Source organism: Aeromicrobium sp. P2_G6 (genome assembly GCF_056403535.1).
Genome location: NZ_JBFUFH010000005.1, coordinates 177,078 through 193,155, shown reverse-complemented (window position 1 = coordinate 193,155; position 16,078 = coordinate 177,078). Strand labels below are relative to the sequence as shown.

General features: G+C 69.1%; 20 protein-coding genes and 1 riboswitch. Of the genes, 6 read left to right on the top strand and 14 right to left on the bottom strand.

Translation table 11 applies throughout. From position 1 onward, the window contains the following. Positions 1-6: 6 nt before the first annotated feature. The 11 genes from AC1DVU_RS16635 to AC1DVU_RS16585 form a co-directional block, all read right to left on the bottom strand. Positions 7-1,248, bottom strand: coding sequence for a hypothetical protein (locus AC1DVU_RS16635; RefSeq protein ID WP_476923576.1), 1,242 nt, complete (start codon positions 1,246-1,248; stop codon positions 7-9). Then, on the bottom strand, positions 1,245-1,616 hold the full coding sequence (locus AC1DVU_RS16630) for a hypothetical protein (protein ID WP_476923575.1): 372 nt from the start codon (positions 1,614-1,616) through the stop codon (positions 1,245-1,247). Before AC1DVU_RS16630 ends, AC1DVU_RS16635 begins: the two co-directional genes overlap by 4 nt. Then, the gene (locus AC1DVU_RS16625) at positions 1,613-1,801 is read right to left on the bottom strand and encodes a hypothetical protein (RefSeq protein WP_476923574.1); all 189 of its coding nucleotides are present in this window, start codon (positions 1,799-1,801) and stop codon (positions 1,613-1,615) included. Before AC1DVU_RS16625 ends, AC1DVU_RS16630 begins: the two co-directional genes overlap by 4 nt. Further along, on the bottom strand, positions 1,798-3,627 hold the full coding sequence (locus AC1DVU_RS16620) for a hypothetical protein (protein WP_476923573.1): 1,830 nt from the start codon (positions 3,625-3,627) through the stop codon (positions 1,798-1,800). Before AC1DVU_RS16620 ends, AC1DVU_RS16625 begins: the two co-directional genes overlap by 4 nt. A 107-nt stretch (positions 3,628-3,734) precedes the next feature. Further along, complete coding sequence (locus tag AC1DVU_RS16615; protein ID WP_056211909.1) at positions 3,735-3,935, bottom strand: cold-shock protein; 201 nt, start codon at positions 3,933-3,935, stop codon at positions 3,735-3,737. 82 nt (positions 3,936-4,017) lie between these two features. After that, entirely contained in the window at positions 4,018-4,296 is a 279-nt protein-coding gene (locus AC1DVU_RS16610; protein WP_476923572.1) for a MoaD/ThiS family protein, read from the bottom strand. 24 nt (positions 4,297-4,320) lie between these two features. Continuing rightward, positions 4,321-5,601, bottom strand: coding sequence for a threonine synthase (gene thrC, locus AC1DVU_RS16605; RefSeq protein ID WP_476923571.1), 1,281 nt, complete (start codon positions 5,599-5,601; stop codon positions 4,321-4,323). Between the two features lie 9 nt (positions 5,602-5,610). Beyond that, positions 5,611-5,723, bottom strand: a riboswitch (SAM riboswitch). A gap of 90 nt (positions 5,724-5,813) precedes the next feature. Beyond that, positions 5,814-6,257 (bottom strand): hypothetical protein, encoded by a 444-nt coding sequence (locus AC1DVU_RS16600; protein WP_476923570.1) that lies wholly within the window; start codon positions 6,255-6,257, stop codon positions 5,814-5,816. Beyond that, on the bottom strand, positions 6,247-7,038 hold the full coding sequence (gene otsB, locus AC1DVU_RS16595; RefSeq protein ID WP_476923569.1) for a trehalose-phosphatase: 792 nt from the start codon (positions 7,036-7,038) through the stop codon (positions 6,247-6,249). Before otsB ends, AC1DVU_RS16600 begins: the two co-directional genes overlap by 11 nt. Before the next feature lie 4 nt (positions 7,039-7,042). Then, positions 7,043-7,585, bottom strand: coding sequence for a LytR C-terminal domain-containing protein (locus AC1DVU_RS16590; RefSeq protein WP_476923568.1), 543 nt, complete (start codon positions 7,583-7,585; stop codon positions 7,043-7,045). A gap of 8 nt (positions 7,586-7,593) precedes the next feature. Beyond that, positions 7,594-7,890: a DUF3263 domain-containing protein gene (locus AC1DVU_RS16585; protein ID WP_476923567.1), complete on the bottom strand. Its 297-nt coding sequence runs from the start codon at positions 7,888-7,890 to the stop codon at positions 7,594-7,596. Between the two features lie 115 nt (positions 7,891-8,005). Here AC1DVU_RS16585 and AC1DVU_RS16580 point away from each other — a divergent pair, with 115 nt between their 5' ends. The 3 genes from AC1DVU_RS16580 to AC1DVU_RS16570 all read left to right on the top strand — a co-directional run bounded on the left by AC1DVU_RS16580 (position 8,006) and on the right by AC1DVU_RS16570 (position 10,770). Beyond that, the gene (locus tag AC1DVU_RS16580; RefSeq protein WP_476923566.1) at positions 8,006-9,433 is read left to right on the top strand and encodes an alpha,alpha-trehalose-phosphate synthase (UDP-forming); all 1,428 of its coding nucleotides are present in this window, start codon (positions 8,006-8,008) and stop codon (positions 9,431-9,433) included. A gap of 42 nt (positions 9,434-9,475) precedes the next feature. Further along, a complete protein-coding gene (locus tag AC1DVU_RS16575; RefSeq protein ID WP_476923565.1) occupies positions 9,476-10,072 on the top strand; it encodes a GNAT family N-acetyltransferase in 597 nt (198 codons plus the stop codon). A 65-nt stretch (positions 10,073-10,137) separates the two neighbouring features. Next, positions 10,138-10,770 carry a hemerythrin domain-containing protein gene (locus AC1DVU_RS16570; protein ID WP_476923564.1) on the top strand — a complete coding sequence of 211 codons (633 nt, stop codon included), beginning with the start codon at positions 10,138-10,140 and terminating at the stop codon, positions 10,768-10,770. A 4-nt stretch (positions 10,771-10,774) separates the two neighbouring features. Here AC1DVU_RS16570 and AC1DVU_RS16565 read toward each other — a convergent pair whose 3' ends face one another. Continuing rightward, complete coding sequence (locus AC1DVU_RS16565; RefSeq protein ID WP_476923563.1) at positions 10,775-11,170, bottom strand: OsmC family protein; 396 nt, start codon at positions 11,168-11,170, stop codon at positions 10,775-10,777. Between the two features lie 13 nt (positions 11,171-11,183). After that, a complete protein-coding gene (locus AC1DVU_RS16560) occupies positions 11,184-11,651 on the bottom strand; it encodes an Lrp/AsnC family transcriptional regulator (RefSeq protein ID WP_476923562.1) in 468 nt (155 codons plus the stop codon). Positions 11,652-11,786: 135 nt separating this feature from the next. Between AC1DVU_RS16560 and ald the strand changes: the two genes are divergently transcribed. Further along, positions 11,787-12,896: an alanine dehydrogenase gene (gene ald, locus AC1DVU_RS16555; RefSeq protein WP_476923561.1), complete on the top strand. Its 1,110-nt coding sequence runs from the start codon at positions 11,787-11,789 to the stop codon at positions 12,894-12,896. Positions 12,897-12,925: 29 nt separating this feature from the next. Here ald and AC1DVU_RS16550 read toward each other — a convergent pair whose 3' ends face one another. Further along, positions 12,926-14,146 (bottom strand): MFS transporter, encoded by a 1,221-nt coding sequence (locus AC1DVU_RS16550; protein WP_476923560.1) that lies wholly within the window; start codon positions 14,144-14,146, stop codon positions 12,926-12,928. A gap of 45 nt (positions 14,147-14,191) precedes the next feature. Here AC1DVU_RS16550 and AC1DVU_RS16545 point away from each other — a divergent pair, with 45 nt between their 5' ends. Beyond that, positions 14,192-15,346 (top strand): MFS transporter, encoded by a 1,155-nt coding sequence (locus AC1DVU_RS16545; protein ID WP_476923559.1) that lies wholly within the window; start codon positions 14,192-14,194, stop codon positions 15,344-15,346. Continuing rightward, positions 15,343-16,023, top strand: a complete 681-nt coding sequence (locus AC1DVU_RS16540) for a uracil-DNA glycosylase (RefSeq protein ID WP_476923558.1) — start codon at positions 15,343-15,345, stop codon at positions 16,021-16,023. Before AC1DVU_RS16545 ends, AC1DVU_RS16540 begins: the two co-directional genes overlap by 4 nt. The last annotated feature ends 55 nt before the right edge of the window (positions 16,024-16,078 follow it).

The window sequence follows — 16,078 nt, the reverse complement described above, 5'->3', positions numbered from 1 at the left end:
ATCCGGTCAGACAGAGAACAGCAGGAACAGCCCCGTGAACGTGTAGGCGACCATCAGCATCAGCATCGCCACCTGCCCGCTGAGCCGGTGGCCCTTCGGCAGCAGCGCCAGGGCCTTGTCGTGCGCCGCGACGACCGCGAGCACGTGACCGGCCACCACGAACGTCACCTTGAGCGCGGCGAGCATCGACGTGTGCTCGGAGAGGAAGTACTGCGTCGCGGGATCGCCCAACGGCTGCCAGCCCCGCCCCAGCGGGTCGAGCAGGGCGAAGAACGCGACCTGTCCCTTCTCCAGGAGGTACGTCAGGTAGTGCGCGAAGATGTAGCCCACGACGATCGGCACGAGCGAGTGCGCCAGCTTGCCCGGCATGGCCCGTCGCTGCTCGCGCGTCACTCCCCCGGTCGCCATCGCAGCGGCGACGAACAGCACCGCGACGACGACACAGAATCCGAGCAGGGTCAGCGAGTGCTGCCACACCGACAGCGTCTTGGACTGCCAGAACGACGACGCCGAGAAGCTGTCGTACGCCGTCGAGCCCAGCAGCACCGCGAGCACCGCAACCAGGCCGGGCGCGACCGGGACCGACGGCAGGGTGCGGAGCGGGTTGTGCACGATCCAACGGCGGTCGTCCCGGACGAACGGGGAGAGCTTCGCGACGATCGCGCTGTAGACGTCGAAGGGGTCGGCCCGGTCGTACCAGCGCGGTCCGAAGGCGAGACCGCCGGCGATCATGGCCACGACGTACATCGCGACCCACACACGTACGGCGTGGACGGAGCCGGGATCCGGCGAAGCGAGCTCGAGCCACACGAAGGCGAGCAGCCCGACGACTGCGGGCCAGTAGCCCAGGCGCTCCGGGTACGCCCAGAGGCCCCGACCCGTCACGGTCCGCCACGGGGACAGGTCGCGCCACACGTGGCCCGCGACGAGCGCCAGCGGAACGAGGCCGACCCACACGAAGATGTAGAACGCGCCGAGGCCGCCGTTGGAGGCGTCGGACGGTCCGGCGTACAGCGCGACGAGCAGCCAGGTCGTGAGCAGCAGGCCGATCCCGGCTAGCCACGGGCGGCGAGGCGGCTGTTTGGCTGGCTCCGGCTCAGCGGCGAACTGCGGCTCCTTCCACGCAAGAGCCAGGACCGCGAACGAGATCGTCAGCGCCCACGAGGCGCCGACCATGGCGTACAGGAACGGGATCGGCAGGTCGGTCGACCCGCCGAGGCCGTGTGCCTGCAGACCGGCCGGGATCACGGCTCGACGACGAGCTGCAGGATCGTGACGTCGAGGTGGTGTGCCTCGACCGCGACCTGGCCGGGAGTGTCGATCGTGAAGGTCTCGTCGAGCGAGTCGCCGGCCTTGACCTCGTACTCGTGCTCGGGGTCGGAATGGACGTGGATCTCCTCGTCGGCGTCGGACGTGACGTTCAGGGTCACCGGATCCCCGGCCTTGACCTTGACGCGCTTGCCCTGCGGAGTGACCCTGCCGTCCTTGATCACGATGTCGACCTTGGTGCCGGTCGCTTTCAGTCCGCCGCCCTCCTCGCGTGTGCCGGGTTCGTCGGAGCCGCCGCAGCCGGTCAGCGCGAGGGCACAGGCCAGCACCGTCGCAGCGATCCTCACTCGTTCTCCTTGTCGTCATCGGGCTCGAAGGCCCGCTCGATGATCTCGCGCTCCTCGCGTTCCTCACGCCGGTCCTTGCGGGCGATGTAGAGGATCACCCCGACGACCACGACGGCCGGGACGAACGCCGGGATCGCGAGCAGGGCAGCATGATGGGCGAGGAGCTGGTCTCCGGCCGGCGTCATGACGTCAGCGTAGGCGTACGGTCCCCCGGCGAAGCGGCTTCGTGCTCCTCGATGCGGCGCGCGACGCGGGCCACCGAGACCGAGATCCCGATGATGATCGCGAGGCTGCACAGCAGGACCACCATGTTGGCCGCGCCCCACAGCCACGGCGACGTGTCACCCTTGCGCTCGCGCTGCAGGATGTCGATCTCGGGCACGAAGTCGCGGGTGAACGAGGCCGAGGCCGGGACCTCCTTGACCTTCAGCGGTGCGTCGGCCGGCATGAAGATCGGCACGGCGGCGAGCGTACGGCCGTCCTGCACGCGCAGCAGGGTCTTCCAGTTGCCGCCCACGGGGACTGGCTTGGTCGACTCCCACGTGTTGTCACCCGTACGCCTGAGGCGATCGGTCACGACGCCTTCTCCGCCGCCCTGCCACGCCGTGATCTGCACCCAGGTCGGGTGGTCGTCGACGAGGTCGGCCGGCTTGAGGGCGATCTTGGCGGTGACCTCGGGCTGGTCCGCGGTGCCGACCTGCGTCAGCGCGAAGGTGGCTGACGCGTTCTTGGGCACGGTGGCGTGCAGCCCGTTGGCGACCGCCGCGGCGATGACGAGCACCGACAAGGTGACGATCGTCCGGCTTATCTGCTTGGCCGGCAGCCGGCCCTGCAGGCCGAGCGCGAAGAGCGCCCCGCACAGGCCCGACGCGATCGCGACGGGGACGGCCATGAGGAGACCCTCGAGCCACATGTCCTGGGTCCACGGGAACTGGAAGACCTGGTCGTTCCAGAACTTCTCGATGACGAGCCCGACCGTGCCGATCAGCAACCCGCCGATCGCGCCGAACCACAGCGACTTGTGGCGCAGCTGGGTCAGTGCCAACAGCTCGACCAGGACCGCGCTGCCGAGGTAGAGCGGGAAGACATGGTGCGCCTCGCCGAAGAAGTCCGTGACGATGAACGAGATGATGCCGCGCATCAGCAGGAAGAACACCGCGGCGACGATCGCCGCGCCCGGGCCGACGTACAGCCGGGCCGCGACCAGCACGATGCCGGCAGCCGCGACGATCATGAGCGGCGCGAACACCATGCGGAACTGCGCGATKCCGAAGTCGAACTCGGCCTGGAACACCGAGAGGCCGATCAGCAGGGCGCCGAACCCGATCGACAGGGTCGCGGTCTTGATCCAGGTCGGCATCTCCTTGCCGTCCTGGCGGATTGCGAAGTCCGCCTCGCGGTGCAGCAGGATGATGCCCGCGGTGGACAGTCCGGCGCCGCCGATCAGCATGAGGTGCGTCGGGCCCCACAGCGTCACGTCCTGGCCGAACATCCGGTGCCAGACGTCGTCGAGGGGGAAGCCGATCAGCGCGTACAGGCCGCACGCGGCGATGAAGATGCCGCTCACCGGGGCGTACCAGGTGCGGGTAATGCGCACCGACGCAATGCCGGGCTGCTCACCGTCGCGCGCGTAGACGACCGCCGACATGCCGGCGATGAACAGGGCGAAGAGCCCGTAGAGGATCAGGTAGTGCGCGGGGTTGGCCAGCGGTCCGGCGTCGCGACCGCGGCCGGCGTGCAGGCTGACGTCCCACATGAAGCCCAGCAGCGCGATGATCAGCGAGCTCGCGACGAACAGCGTGGGGATCGAGGCCCAGCCCGGCTCGCCCGTGCGCGCGCCGAGGCGTTCGCCGGCCTTCTGGAACCACTCGATGCGGTGCGTGCGGTGGGCCCAGGCGATGACGAGCAGGACGCTCGTGACGAGGCCGGCGGCGATCGAGAGGCCGATGACCTGGCCGAGCTCGGCTCCACCTGCGGGCGCGGTGACGGGTTCCGTCGCGAAAATCAACATACCGGGAGTATGTCAGCGACTATGTGACATCGCAAGTGTCACATGGCTCACGTGCCCTCAGGACATGAAAAAACCCGGTCCCCCCGGACCGGGCTCCTCCACTGGACTCAGTGTCCGATGACCTCGTGGGCTTCACGGCCCTTGGGGCCGTCGACCACCTCGAACTCGACCTTCTGGCCGTCCTCGAGAGTCTTGTATCCGTCTGACGCGATCTTGGACCAATGGACGAAGACATCGTCCTGGCCCTCGACCTCGATGAAGCCGTAGCCCTTGTCAGCGTTGAACCACTTGACGGTGCCTTGCACCATGCCGCCACTCCCACCTGATCCTGGAGGAACCCACCTGCCGGAGCCCCTTCATGCGCAGAGCCTACAAGGCTCTACCGCGAGTTCAGCAACCCCCGGCGACGGCCGGGATTATCGAGACCTGGGTGCCGGCCGGGGTCGGGGTGTCGAGACCCTGGGCGAACCGCACGTCCTCTTCGGCGACGTAGATGTTGACGAACCGGCGCAGCTTGCCCTGCTCGTCGACGACGCGCGCCTTGATGCCCGGGAAGGTGCCCTCGAGCGACTCGATGACCTCGTTGAGGGTCGCGCCCTCCGCGGTGACCTGAGACTGGTCCTCCGTGTAGGTGCGAAGGATCGTCGGGATTCGTACGTTGATGCTCACAGTGCTCCTTGGATGTTCTCTGACTCAGGCGATGCCGGAGGCCACGAAGGCCTCGTAGGTGGGCGCGATGGTGGCCGCGGGGCGGACCAGGTCTGTGACCGCGTCGAGGGTCTTGAGGCCGTGTCCGGTGTTGATGACGACGGTCTCGAGCTCGGGATCGAGCTGGCCGGTCTCGGCGAGCTTCTTGAGCACGCCGACGGTCGTGCCGCCGGCGGTCTCGGTGAAGATGCCCTCGGTGCGCGCGAGCAGCACGATCGCCTCGCGGACCTCGTCGTCGGAGATGTCGGCGATCGCGCCGCCGGTCTCGCGGCAGATGTCGAGGACGTACACGCCGTCAGCGGGGTTGCCGATCGCGAGCGACTTGGCGATCGTGTCGGGCTTCACCGGGCGTACGACGTCCCAGCCCTCGCGGAATGCCTCGGACACCGGCGAGCACCCCGTGGCCTGGGCGCCGAAGACCTTGTAGGGCTTGTCCTCGACCAGGCCGAGGGCAACGAGCTCCTGGAACGCCTTGTGGACCTTGGTCAGCTGCGAGCCGGAGGCGACCGGGATGACGATCTGGTCGGGCAGGCGCCAGCCGAGCTGCTCGGCGATCTCGTAGCCGAGCGTCTTGGACCCTTCGGCGTAGAACGGGCGGACGTTGACGTTGACGAACGCCCAACCGTCCTCCTCGCCGGCGATCTCGGAGGCGAGCTTGTTGACGTCGTCGTAGTTGCCGTCGACAGCGACGAGGTTCTCGGTGTAGACCGCCGAGTTGACCTGCTTGGGCGTCTCGAGGTTGCTGGGGATGAACACGACGGTCTTGATGCCGGCCCGCGCGCCGGCCGCGGCGACGGCGTTGGCGAGGTTGCCGGTCGAGGGGCACGCGAAGACCTTGCTGCCGAACTCGCGGGCAGCGCTCAGGGCACACGCGACGACGCGGTCCTTGAACGAGTTGGTCGGGTTGGTGCTGTCGTCCTTGACCCAGAGGTTCTTGATGCCCAGCTCGGCGGCCAGGTTGTCGGCCTTGAGGAGGCGGGTGAAGCCGGGCTCGAGGTTGGGGCTGAGCTCGATGTCGTCGGGGACCGGCAGCAACGCCTTGTAGCGCCAGATGTTGGCCGGGCCGGCGGCGATCTGTTCGCGCGTCACGGCCGGGAAGTCGTACTTGATCTCCAGGGGGCCGAAACACTCGGCGCACGCGTAGTGCGGGCCGAGCTCCCGGGTCGTGCCGCACTCGCGGCAGGCGAGCTCGACGGCATTGCCGAACGCTCCCTCGCGAAGGACTGGCGACGTGGCCTGGGCGAGGCTTGGAGCGGATGTGTTCACAGACGTGACCTTTCATCTTTCCCGGATCGACTGTCGTCCGGGACGGATTGAGCACCTGGTCGATGAGCGACTGGTTGCTGGGGCGTCGTAGGGCCGTGTCCCTGTACCCCTCGTGATGAGTGGTTTCACCCTACGGGCGCGTCTCACGATGTGTCCACTCGGTCCGGATCGTGGACATCGAACGTTCGCCATCCGGTCACCCGAACGTTGCGTCAGCGGCGGGAGAAGCGGGTGCGCGGGGGCGGGTAGTTGCCGTCGGCGAGGTTGGCGAGGCGTTCGAAGGGGTTGTACGACGAGTGGTCACCGGCGATGACGTACGAGATGCCGACGCAGAGGAAGTAGAAGGGCAGCATCACGACGCCGAGCACGAACGCGTACTGCGTGCAGTGGCGGTCCTCGTGCTGCATCAGGAGCGGTCGCTCACGGAAGTAGTCGACATCATGCTTGCTTGTGATGACGCTGCCGACCGTGAACGCGCTCGCGACCGGGAAGCCGAACCGGTAGCCGGTCGCCAGGTACGTCCCGCGGCCGCGGCGGACGATCGACGCGCCGCCGATCTTCGCGATCGCGAGTCCGAGTGGCGTGCTGAGGTTGAGCCAGTTGAGCACCGTGCGAACGCGGGTCCAGCCCGTGTGCGGCAGCAGCTCAGAACTCATCGGCGAGCGACTCCAGCCAGTCGGCGACACCGTCGGGCCCGTCGAGGACGACGTCGGCGCGTGCCACGAGCGCGTCCTGCTCGGTCGACGCCGAGCAGATCAACATCCCGCCGATGCCGGTGTCGCGCAGCTCCTCGACCGCGGCGAACGCCGGCAGGTCGCCGAGGTCGTCGCCGACGAAGATGACCTGGCGGGCACCGAGCCGGTCGACGAGCGCCCGCACCGCGTCGCCCTTGTCGATGCCCGGAGCGCGAAGCTCGATGACCTGACGACCTGGTTCGACCAGGAGGCCGAGCTCGCCGGCGAGGGCGGACAGCGGCTCGGCGAGCTCGTCGATCAAGCCCGGATCGATCCCTCGCGTGTGGACGGCGATCGCCAGGCCCTTGTCCTCGATGCGTACGTGACCCGCCCCACGCTCGCTGAGCCAGCCGGGCAGGTCCTCGGCAAGGCGCCGCACCAGCTCGGGGCGCTCCGGCTCGACGGTCTCCGAAGTCGCAGCGTCCCAGCGCTCGGCGCCGTACTGGCCCCAGATCACGAGCCGGTCGAGGCCGTCCATGCCGGCGAACCCGCCCAGCTCGAGCGCCTGGCGCACGGGGCGGCCGGTGACGATCGCGACCTGGCCGAGCACCCGGCCGAGCCGAGCGAGCGCGGCCACCGAACGCTCGTGGGCGTACGCCTGGGTCGGGTCGTCGACGATGTGCGCCAGGGTGCCGTCGAAGTCGAGGGCGAGCAGGGTTCCGGCAGGATCCGCGACGACATCCGCGCGAGTGGTAGCGGGCATCCGCCTATTGTTGCGGGCCGGCCAGGATGATCGTCAGCCGGTCGGGCCTCATGGGCGCAAAGCTCGGCAGGATCCGGTCGATGCCCAGGTCGTTGCCGAGCACCTTGGCCTGCTCGGCGAACTGCGGCGGGAAGTAGACCGTGTTGCCGGCGATCGATCCGCGCCAGTTGCCGACCCTGACATCTGACCAGCCCGCGTTGCGTACCTTGACGGAGTAGGTCGCCGCGAGCCCCTGGATCGTCGTGTTGTTGAGCACCGACACGGGTGCGTCGCGCGCGACCTGGGGCTCGGGCTCCGGCTTGGCCGTCGTCTTGCTCGGCTTCGGGGACGGCGTCGTCTTGGTGGACTTGCTCGGCGTCGGGGACGGGGTTGTCGCCGTCGCCGAAGGCGCGGCGGTCGTGGCACCGGCACTCGGGGTCTCCGGGTCGTCGTCGACGAACAGCCAGCCGAGCCATCCCGCGGCCCCGATGCACACCATGATCGTCAGGACGATGAACCAGCTGGCTGGGACGTATGCCTTGCCAGACGGGGTCCTGCGGTGGTCCATGGGAACCTTCAGAGGTCGATGCCGAGACGCCTGGCCGAGCGGCTGCGCTGGCGCTGGGCGCGCAGGCGGCGCAAGCGCTTGACCAGGAGTGGATCGTACGCCAGCGCGTCCTCGCGGTCGATCAGGGCGTTGAGCACCTGGTAGTAGCGGGTCGCCGACATGTCGAACTTGTCGCGGATCGCCTGCTCCTTGGCGCCGGCATACTGCCACCAGAGCCGCTCGAGCGCCAGGATCTCGCGGTCGCGCTCCGACAGCGACTCGACGGCGGCCGGACTTCCGGCGTTCGGCTTCTCCACGGCGCTCATGCCATTACCTTAAGCCACGAATCACACCAGTGTCATTTGCTTGGCCGAATGGCGCGGGAGCTTCTGCGGGGTCGCCGCGAGGTGACCCTCGACACATCGGGCTAGGCTGCCGTGCATGGCAACCGGATCTGCAGACTTCGTCGTCATCGCCAACCGTTTGCCCGTCGACCGGATCAACGCACCCGACGGCAGCACGATGTGGCGCACCTCCCCCGGCGGCCTCGTCACCGCCCTAGAGCCCGTGATGCACAGCAATGGCGGCGCATGGATCGGGTGGCACGGCGCAGCCGACGAGCAGCTCAAGCCGTTCGAGCACAACGGCCTGCACCTCGTGCCGGTGCCGCTGTCGGAGGAAGAGGTCGCCGAGTACTACGAGGGCTTCTCCAACTCGACCCTCTGGCCGCTCTATCACGACGTCGTCGCGCCTCCGGAGTTCCACCGCGAGTGGTGGGACGCGTACGTCCGGGTCAACCAGCGGTTCGCCGAGCGGGCCGCCAAGGTCGCCAAGCCGGACGCCGTCGTCTGGGTGCAGGACTACCAGCTGCAGCTCGTGCCCAGCATGCTGCGCGAGCTGCGCCCCGACCTGCGCATCGGCTTCTTCCTGCACATCCCCTTCCCACCGGCCGAGCTGTTCCAGCAGCTCCCCTGGCGCCGCCAGATCCTCGAGGGCCTGCTGGGTGCTGACCTGGTTGGCTTCCAGATGCCCGGCGCCGCCCAGAACTTCGTCCGCCTCGTACGCCAGCGGGTCGGCCACAAGACGCACCGCGACATGATCTACCTGCCCGACGGCCGCACGGTCCTCGCGCAGGCGTACCCGATCTCGATCGACGCGGCCGGCTTCGAGGAGCTCGCCCGTACGCCCGAGGTCATCGCCCGGGCCGCCGAGATCCGCGAGAGCCTCGGCAGTCCCAAGACGATGCTGCTGGGCATCGACCGGCTCGACTACACCAAAGGCCTGCGCCAGCGGCTCCGCGCCTTCGGCGAGCTCATCAGTGACGGGTCGCTGCACGTCGACGACGCCGTGTTCGTGCAGGTCGCGACCCCGTCGCGCGAGCGGGTCGACCAGTACAAGATCCTGCGCGACGACATCAACCGGCTCGTCGGCCGCATCAACGGCGACGTCGCGCGCATCGGGCAGCAGCCCGTGACCTATCTGCACGCCTCATACCCACGGGCCGAGATGGCCGCGCTCTACCGCGCCGCCGACGTCATGGTCGTGACTCCCCTGCGCGACGGTATGAACCTCGTCGCCAAGGAGTACGTCGCCTGTCGCTACGACGACCGCGGCGCCCTCGTGCTGAGCGAGTTCGCCGGCGCCGCGTCGGAGCTCAAGTCGGCCTATCAGGTCAACCCGCACGACATCAACGGCATGAAGAGCATGATGCTCGAGGCGATCAACGCCAGTCCGCGCGAGAAGGCGCGCCGCATGAAGGCGATGCGCAAGCAGGTCATGGAGAACGACATCGAGCTGTGGGCTGCCAACTTCCTGCGCGAGCTGACGAACGTCCGCAACCCGCACCTCAAGAACCCCCGCCCCGTCTGACGCCAGGGCTCGCCCACGGACCCCGTCGGTAGGTTGGCGGGTATGAGCGCGAGCCCCGACCACTTCTATGCTGCCCCGACCCTGGTCGGCAAGCATGTCCGCCTTGAGCGCCTCGAACCGCACCACGCGGCGGGCGTCCTCAGCGCCTCCGATGACGACGAGGTCTTCACCTGGCAGGCATTCGCCCGGCCCACCACGATCGAGCAGGCCGAGGCGCTGGTCGGGCTCTACCTGACGCGGCCGGGCACGGTCGCCTGGGCCCAGGTCGACGAGGCATCGGGCGAAGTCGCGGGCATCACGACGTACTACGACATCGACCCCGGAGTCCGCACCGTCGCCATCGGCTCGACCTGGCTCGGCCGCCGGTTCTGGCGCACGGGCGTCAACACCGAGGCCAAGCTCCTGCTGCTGCGGCACGCGTTCGACGACCTGGACTGTGCGCGCGTCGTCTGGCACGTCGACATCCTCAACGAGCGCTCGCAGGCCGCGGTCACGCGCATCGGCGGCGTCCGCGAGGGCGTGCTGCGCAAGCACCGGATCCGGCGCGACGGGTCGTGGCGCGACACCGTCCTGTTCTCCATGACCGACGACGAGTGGCCTGCAGCTCGCGACGCCCTCGAGGAACGCCTGACCCGCTGAGGATTCACAGATGACCTCCACCGGGAGCACCATGTTGGTGACGACGACATGGAATGAGGTCACGCATGACTGAGAACCGGACCATGAACACGGTCATCCACGCGGCCATCAGGCGCGACGTCGCGCGATTCGACGCGGCACTCGCGGCGTTCCCGGCCGGCTCTCAGCCACGTGCGGAGGAGCTCAACCGCGCGTGGAAGAACCTGGCCTCCCAGGTGCACCACCACCACGAGGACGAGGAGACGATCTTCTGGCCGGCGTTCACGGCGCTCGGCGCGGACCCGGCCCTGGTCACCGACCTCGACGGCGAGCATGAGCGCATGCAGGGTGCGCTGGCCGTCGCGGACGCCGTCATGCAGGAGCTTCGAGCCGCACCCACGGCCGCCAACGCCGAGTCCGCACGAGCAGCGATCCGGGCACTCGACGCGGTGCTCACCGAGCACTTCACCCACGAGGAGCGCGACCTCGAGCCGTTCGCCGCCAGTCACCGCGGGACGCCCGAGATCAAGCAGGCCCAGGCGCAGGTTCGCAAGGCCCATAAGGGCGAGGCCGGGACCTTCGCGGCCTGGCTCGTCGACGGCGCCGACGACGACACCAAGGCACTCCTCCGCAAGCAGATCCCACCGCCGGTGCTGTTCGTCCTCAGCCGCGTCGCCGGCCGCCACTACAACCAGGAGATCGCCCCGGTCTGGCGCTGACCGGCTAGCGCACCGTGACGGGAAAGCCGTTGCGTACGGCGTTGAGGACCGTCGAGATCTCCACCGTCTCCCTGACGATGGCCGACGTGTCGACCCCGTCCGGCACCACGAGCCTGATGACGACAGCGGCCGATGTGACGACCCCGTCGTCGTCGATGTCGAGCGACACGTCGACCTGCACGTCGTCGATCTTGTCGTTGCGCACCGCAGCGATGAACCGCACGTCGTTGGCGAGGCAACCGCCGATCGCGAGCGCGAGGAGCTGTCCACCGTTCATGCCGGCACCCGATCCCCCGGCAATGCCGGGCGGCCGGTCCACGACGAGGGCATGACCGCCCGTGCGTCCCTCGGCAGCCTGCGTGCCGGGGATCGTCCGGAACGTCGCCTCGATGACGGTCACGTGATGCGCTCCCTCACTCTGCCAGTCTGCCCCTTTTGTGCTCGAATATCAGGTTGGTCTCGGTCAAGGCGACCTCCGGGGCAGAACTGAGGTGGTTGACGACGAAGGCCCGCAGGTCGTCAGGATCTCGGGCCGCGACGTGGACGTGGAAGTCGTCGGCGCCGGCCAGGAAGTAGACGTTGAGCACCTCGGTCATCCCGGCGAGGCGGTCGGAGAACTCGTTGATCGCGCCGCGGGCGTCACCTCGCAGGCGCACCGCGATCATCGCCTGGATGGGCCGGCCGATCCACGCCGGATCGACCTCAGCATGGAACCCGGCGATGACGCCGCGCTCCGTCAGGCTGCGCAACCGGGTCAGGCAGGTCGAGGCTGCGATGCCGACCTTTTCGGCGAGCGCGTTGTTGGGCAGCCGACCCTGGCTGCGTAGCGCGGCCACGATCCGCTGATCGATGTCGTCCAGCGCGCGAACATCATTCGGCATGGGGGCTCCTGAGGGCTCGAATTCAGCGTAATCATCGCTGATTGTCGATCATACAGAATCTTCTTCGCACAGTTGCGCATCATTCCGCAGTTGATTCACCATGGAACCAATATTCCGTTTGAAGGAGAGCACGTCATGTTGGTCGGTGTCCCCCGCGAGGTCAAGAACAACGAGTACCGCGTCGCCATCACCCCCGCAGGGGTCCACGAGCTGACCCGGCACGGCCACGACGTCGTCATCGAGCAGGGCGCTGGTCTCGGCTCGTCGATCCACGACGACGAGTACGTCGCCGCCGGCGCAAAGATCCTCGACACCGCCGACGCAGTGTGGGCCGAGGCCGAGATGATCCTCAAGGTCAAGGAGCCCATCGCCGAGGAGTACGGCCGCATGCGTCGCGGGCAGACCTTGTTCACCTACCTCCACCTCGCCGCGAGCCGCGAGTGCACCGACGCGTTGCTGTCGGCCGGCACGACCTCGATCGCGTACGAGACCGTGCAGCTTCCTGACCGTTCGCTCCCCCTGCTCGCGCCCATGTCCGAGGTTGCCGGCCGGCTCGCCCCGCAGGTCGGCTTCCAGCACCTCATGGCGAGCAACGGCGGCCGCGGTGTGCTGCCCGGCGGCGTGCCCGGCGTCTACCCCGCGGACGTCGTCGTCATCGGCGCCGGCGTCTCAGGCGTCAACGCAGCGGAGGTCGCCCGCGGTATGGGCGCCCGCGTCGAGATCCTCGACCTCGACGTCGCCAAGCTCCGCCAGGTCGACGCGCGTTTCGGCGGCATGATCACGACCGTCGCCTCCAACGCGTTCGCCGTCGAGAAGGCCGTGACCAACGCTGACCTGGTGATCGGCGCCGTGCTGGTGCCCGGCGCCAAGGCGCCCAAGATCATCAGCGACGACCTCGTGTCGCGGATGCGTCCCGGCTCGGTGCTCGTCGACATCGCGATCGACCAGGGCGGCTGCTTCGAGAGCTCGCACCCGACGACGCACGACGACCCGACCTTCAAGGTCCACGACTCGATCTTCTACTGCGTCGCCAACATGCCCGGCGCGGTCCCGCACACGTCGACGTACGCGCTGACCAACGTCACGCTCCCCTACGCCGTTGCGCTCGCGAACAAGGGCTGGAAGCAGGCCGTGACCGACGACGCCGCGCTCGCGGGCGGACTCAGCACGCACGACGGACACCTCGTCAACGCCGCCGTCGGCGAAGCCCTCGACCTCGAGGTCACCCCGCTGTCGAAGCTCTGAGTCCACGCTTGTTGAGCGGCCTTCGCACCTCAACCAGCGAGGTTGTAGGGCCGGGCTTCTCGCAGGGCCTTGTTGGCGACCCCTGCGAGGAGCACGGCAACACCGGCCGCGCCGATCGTGACGGCGAACGCCGGCGTATGGCCGCCGTCGTCGGCCAGTCGGCCGGCGATCGACGCACCCAAGGCGTACCCGATGCCGGTCGCGCCCGCGAGCAGCGTCATGGCGGTGCCGACCCGGTGCACTGGAACCAGGATCCCCGCAAGGGCGAAGTTGCTGATCATGTAGGGCGCGACGGCGAAGCCCAGCAGCGCGATCACGAGGATCAGTGAGCCGATCGAGTCGACCAGCAACAACGGCGCCGACAGCACCAGGAGTCCGACGGCAGCGACGAGCATGCGGGTGGCATAGAGGATGCGCTCGGGCAGGGCGGTGATCGCGAGGCCTGCGGCGACGCTGCCGATGCCGAGCACGGCGTGGATCAGGCCTGCGCTCCCGGCATGCCCGTCGGCCCTCGCCAGCACCGCGGTCCCGGTCTGGACGCTGCCGAAGATCGCACCGACGCACAGCTGCGCCACGACGAGCACCGCGAACGCGACCGACCAGAGGGGTTCCGACCCGGAGCCGCCGGTCGTCGAGCGCTTGGCGACGAGCTCGGACGTCCAGTGCACCGCGAACCATGATCCGAAGACGGCCAGCAGCGCGGCGGCAGCGAGCAGCGCGCCGGCCGGCTCGGCGATGATCGCCAGAACGCCGATCATCGCGGGCCCGAGCACGAAGGAGGCTTCGTCAGCCGCGCCCTCGTACGAGAACGCCGCATCGACGAGCCGGCGTTGGTCGCCCTCGTCGCGGGTGATGGGCCGCCAGCGCACCCGGGCGAGCGGGCCGACCTGTGGCATCGCGAACCCGGTGACGGCGGCCGCTGCGTAGATCACGGCGCGGGATGCGTCCGGGTCCGTCACGAAGACCACCGACGCGAGCCCCGCCGCACCGAGGAGCGACTGCACGAGGACGACCGGCCGCTGGCCGATGCGGTCGGCGAGGGCGCCGGCGAGCGGGGAGCCGACGGCATTGGCGATCGCGAGGATGCCCGCGGCGGCGCCGCCCGCGCCATAGCTGTCGAGCTCCGAGCTGACGAGGACCAGGACGCCGAGCTGGCTCATGGCAAGCGGAATCCGCCCGAGGAAGGCTACGAGGATGTAGGCGGGCCCGACGATCCGCAGGAGCGCGCGGTAGGCGGCGATTGCTGACACAGCCTGACAACTGTAGGGCACGGGTCGTCTCGATAGGCTCGGAGCATGCCGCCGTCCGCCGCGCGAAGGTCGACCTTCGCGATCTTCGCGTTGAACGGCTTCCTCCTCGGCATGTGGGTCGTGCACATCCCTGAGATCCGCGACCGTACGGGCGCCAGCACCGCGGTCCTCGGCTACCTGCTGCTGCTCCTGGGTGGCGCGGCCCTGCTCGGCATGCAGGTTGCCGGCCGGCTGATCGACCGGTTCGGCAGCCGGGTCGTCGCGGTCGTGGCCGGACTCGGGCTGAGCGTGTGCCTCGTCGGACCAGGGCTGGCCACCAACACGCCGGCCCTCGCCGTCGCGCTCGGCCTGCTCGGCGTGTTCAACGGCGTGATCGACGTGGCTCAGAACGCGCAGGCCGTCGAGGTCGAGCGTGCCTACGGACGACCGATCATCAGCGGGTTCCACGCCTTCTTCTCGTTGGGCGGATTCGTCGCCTCCCTGGTCGGTGCGGCGCTGATCGCCCTGGATTCCGACCTCCGGCTGACGCTCGCCGGTGCCGGGGTGCTCGGGGTCCTCGTGACGCTCGTCGCTCGTCCCGCGCTGCTCCTCCCGTCGCCGGGCACGACCCGCGAGTCCGGCACTCCCCGCGTACGAGCACCGTGGACGCTTCGCGTCGTCGTCCTGTCGCTGCTGGCCTTCGTGCTGCTGCTGTCCGAGGGCGTCGCGTACGACTGGAGCACGGTGCACCTGCATGACTCCCTGGACGCGAGCAAGTCGGTGGCGGCATGGGCGTTCGGCGCGTTCTCCATCACGATGACTGTCGTACGCCTGGTGGCCGACCGGATCGTCGCCCGGATCGGCCCTGCGGCGTACGTCCAGGGGGCCGCACTCGTGGGCGCATTCGGGCTCCTCGGGGCGGCGCTCGCTCCCAACGCCGGGCTGGCGATCGTCGCGTGGGCGGTGTTCGGCGTCGGCCTCGCTGGATGCGTGCCGCAGTTCTTCAGCGCAGCCGGCAACATCGATCCGGCGGCGGCGGGCACCTACCTGGCCCGGGTCACCGGCACGGGCTATCTGGGGTTGCTCGCCGGGCCGGCGATCATCGGCATCCTGACCAACTGGGTGTCGCTGACCACGGCGTTCGCCGTGCCGATCATCGGGTGCCTCCTCGCCGGTCTCCTCGCGCCGTCGGCCCTCCGCAAGGAGACGGCGAAGGCATGACGACGCGACCGCTCGCGGAGATCATGGCGCCGGACTGGGCCGAGGCACTGGCGCCGGTCGCCGACCGGATCACCGCGATGGGACAGTTCCTCCGCGAGGAGATCGCCGCGGGTCGGCCCTATCTGCCGGCGGGAGACCACATCCTGCGGGCGTTCGCCGAGCCGATGGCCGACGTCCGGGTGCTCATCACGGGGCAGGACCCCTATCCCACGCCGGGCCACCCCGTCGGATTGTCGTTCTCGGTGGCGCCGGACGTACGCCCGTTGCCGCGCAGCCTCGTCAACATCTTCACCGAGCTCGAGGCCGACCTCGGCATTCCACGGTCGCCGTCGGGCGACCTGACGCCGTGGGCCAGGCAGGGTGTGCTGCTGCTCAACCGGGTGCTGACGGTGCGCCCCGGCACGCCGGCGAGCCATCGCGGCAAGGGTTGGGAGGACGTCACCGAGCAGGCCATCCGGGCGCTCGTCGCGCGCGGCACACCCCTCGTCGCAATCCTGTGGGGCAGGGACGCGCAGGGCCTCGCGCCGATGCTGGGAGACGTGCCGCGCATCGAGTCGGTGCACCCGAGCCCGTTGTCGGCGTCGCGTGGGTTCTTCGGCTCCAAGCCGTTCAGCCTGGCCAACGAGCTGCTGGTCGCCCAGGGCGCCTCGCCGGTCGACTGGCGACTGCAGGGCTGACCGCATCTCTCGCGGATGAGCTCCCCTGGGCGTACCTTGTTGCGAAACCGGGCCA

Excerpts from the sequence above, each read along its gene's own strand:
- AC1DVU_RS16560 (WP_476923562.1), bottom strand. The coding sequence starts at position 11,651 with ATGCCGAATGATGTTCGCGCGCTGGACGACATCGATCAGCGGATCGTG.
- AC1DVU_RS16625 (WP_476923574.1), bottom strand. The coding sequence starts at position 1,801 with ATGACGCCGGCCGGAGACCAGCTCCTCGCCCATCATGCTGCCCTGCTC.
- AC1DVU_RS16590 (WP_476923568.1), bottom strand. The coding sequence starts at position 7,585 with ATGGACCACCGCAGGACCCCGTCTGGCAAGGCATACGTCCCAGCCAGC.
- AC1DVU_RS16540 (WP_476923558.1), top strand. The coding sequence starts at position 15,343 with ATGACGACGCGACCGCTCGCGGAGATCATGGCGCCGGACTGGGCCGAG.
- AC1DVU_RS16545 (WP_476923559.1), top strand. The coding sequence starts at position 14,192 with ATGCCGCCGTCCGCCGCGCGAAGGTCGACCTTCGCGATCTTCGCGTTG.
- AC1DVU_RS16575 (WP_476923565.1), top strand. The coding sequence starts at position 9,476 with ATGAGCGCGAGCCCCGACCACTTCTATGCTGCCCCGACCCTGGTCGGC.
- AC1DVU_RS16570 (WP_476923564.1), top strand. The coding sequence starts at position 10,138 with ATGACTGAGAACCGGACCATGAACACGGTCATCCACGCGGCCATCAGG.
- otsB (WP_476923569.1), bottom strand. The coding sequence starts at position 7,038 with ATGCCCGCTACCACTCGCGCGGATGTCGTCGCGGATCCTGCCGGAACC.
- AC1DVU_RS16615 (WP_056211909.1), bottom strand. The coding sequence starts at position 3,935 with ATGGTGCAAGGCACCGTCAAGTGGTTCAACGCTGACAAGGGCTACGGC.
- AC1DVU_RS16600 (WP_476923570.1), bottom strand. The coding sequence starts at position 6,257 with ATGAGTTCTGAGCTGCTGCCGCACACGGGCTGGACCCGCGTTCGCACG.
- AC1DVU_RS16585 (WP_476923567.1), bottom strand. The coding sequence starts at position 7,890 with ATGAGCGCCGTGGAGAAGCCGAACGCCGGAAGTCCGGCCGCCGTCGAG.
- AC1DVU_RS16580 (WP_476923566.1), top strand. The coding sequence starts at position 8,006 with ATGGCAACCGGATCTGCAGACTTCGTCGTCATCGCCAACCGTTTGCCC.
- ald (WP_476923561.1), top strand. The coding sequence starts at position 11,787 with ATGTTGGTCGGTGTCCCCCGCGAGGTCAAGAACAACGAGTACCGCGTC.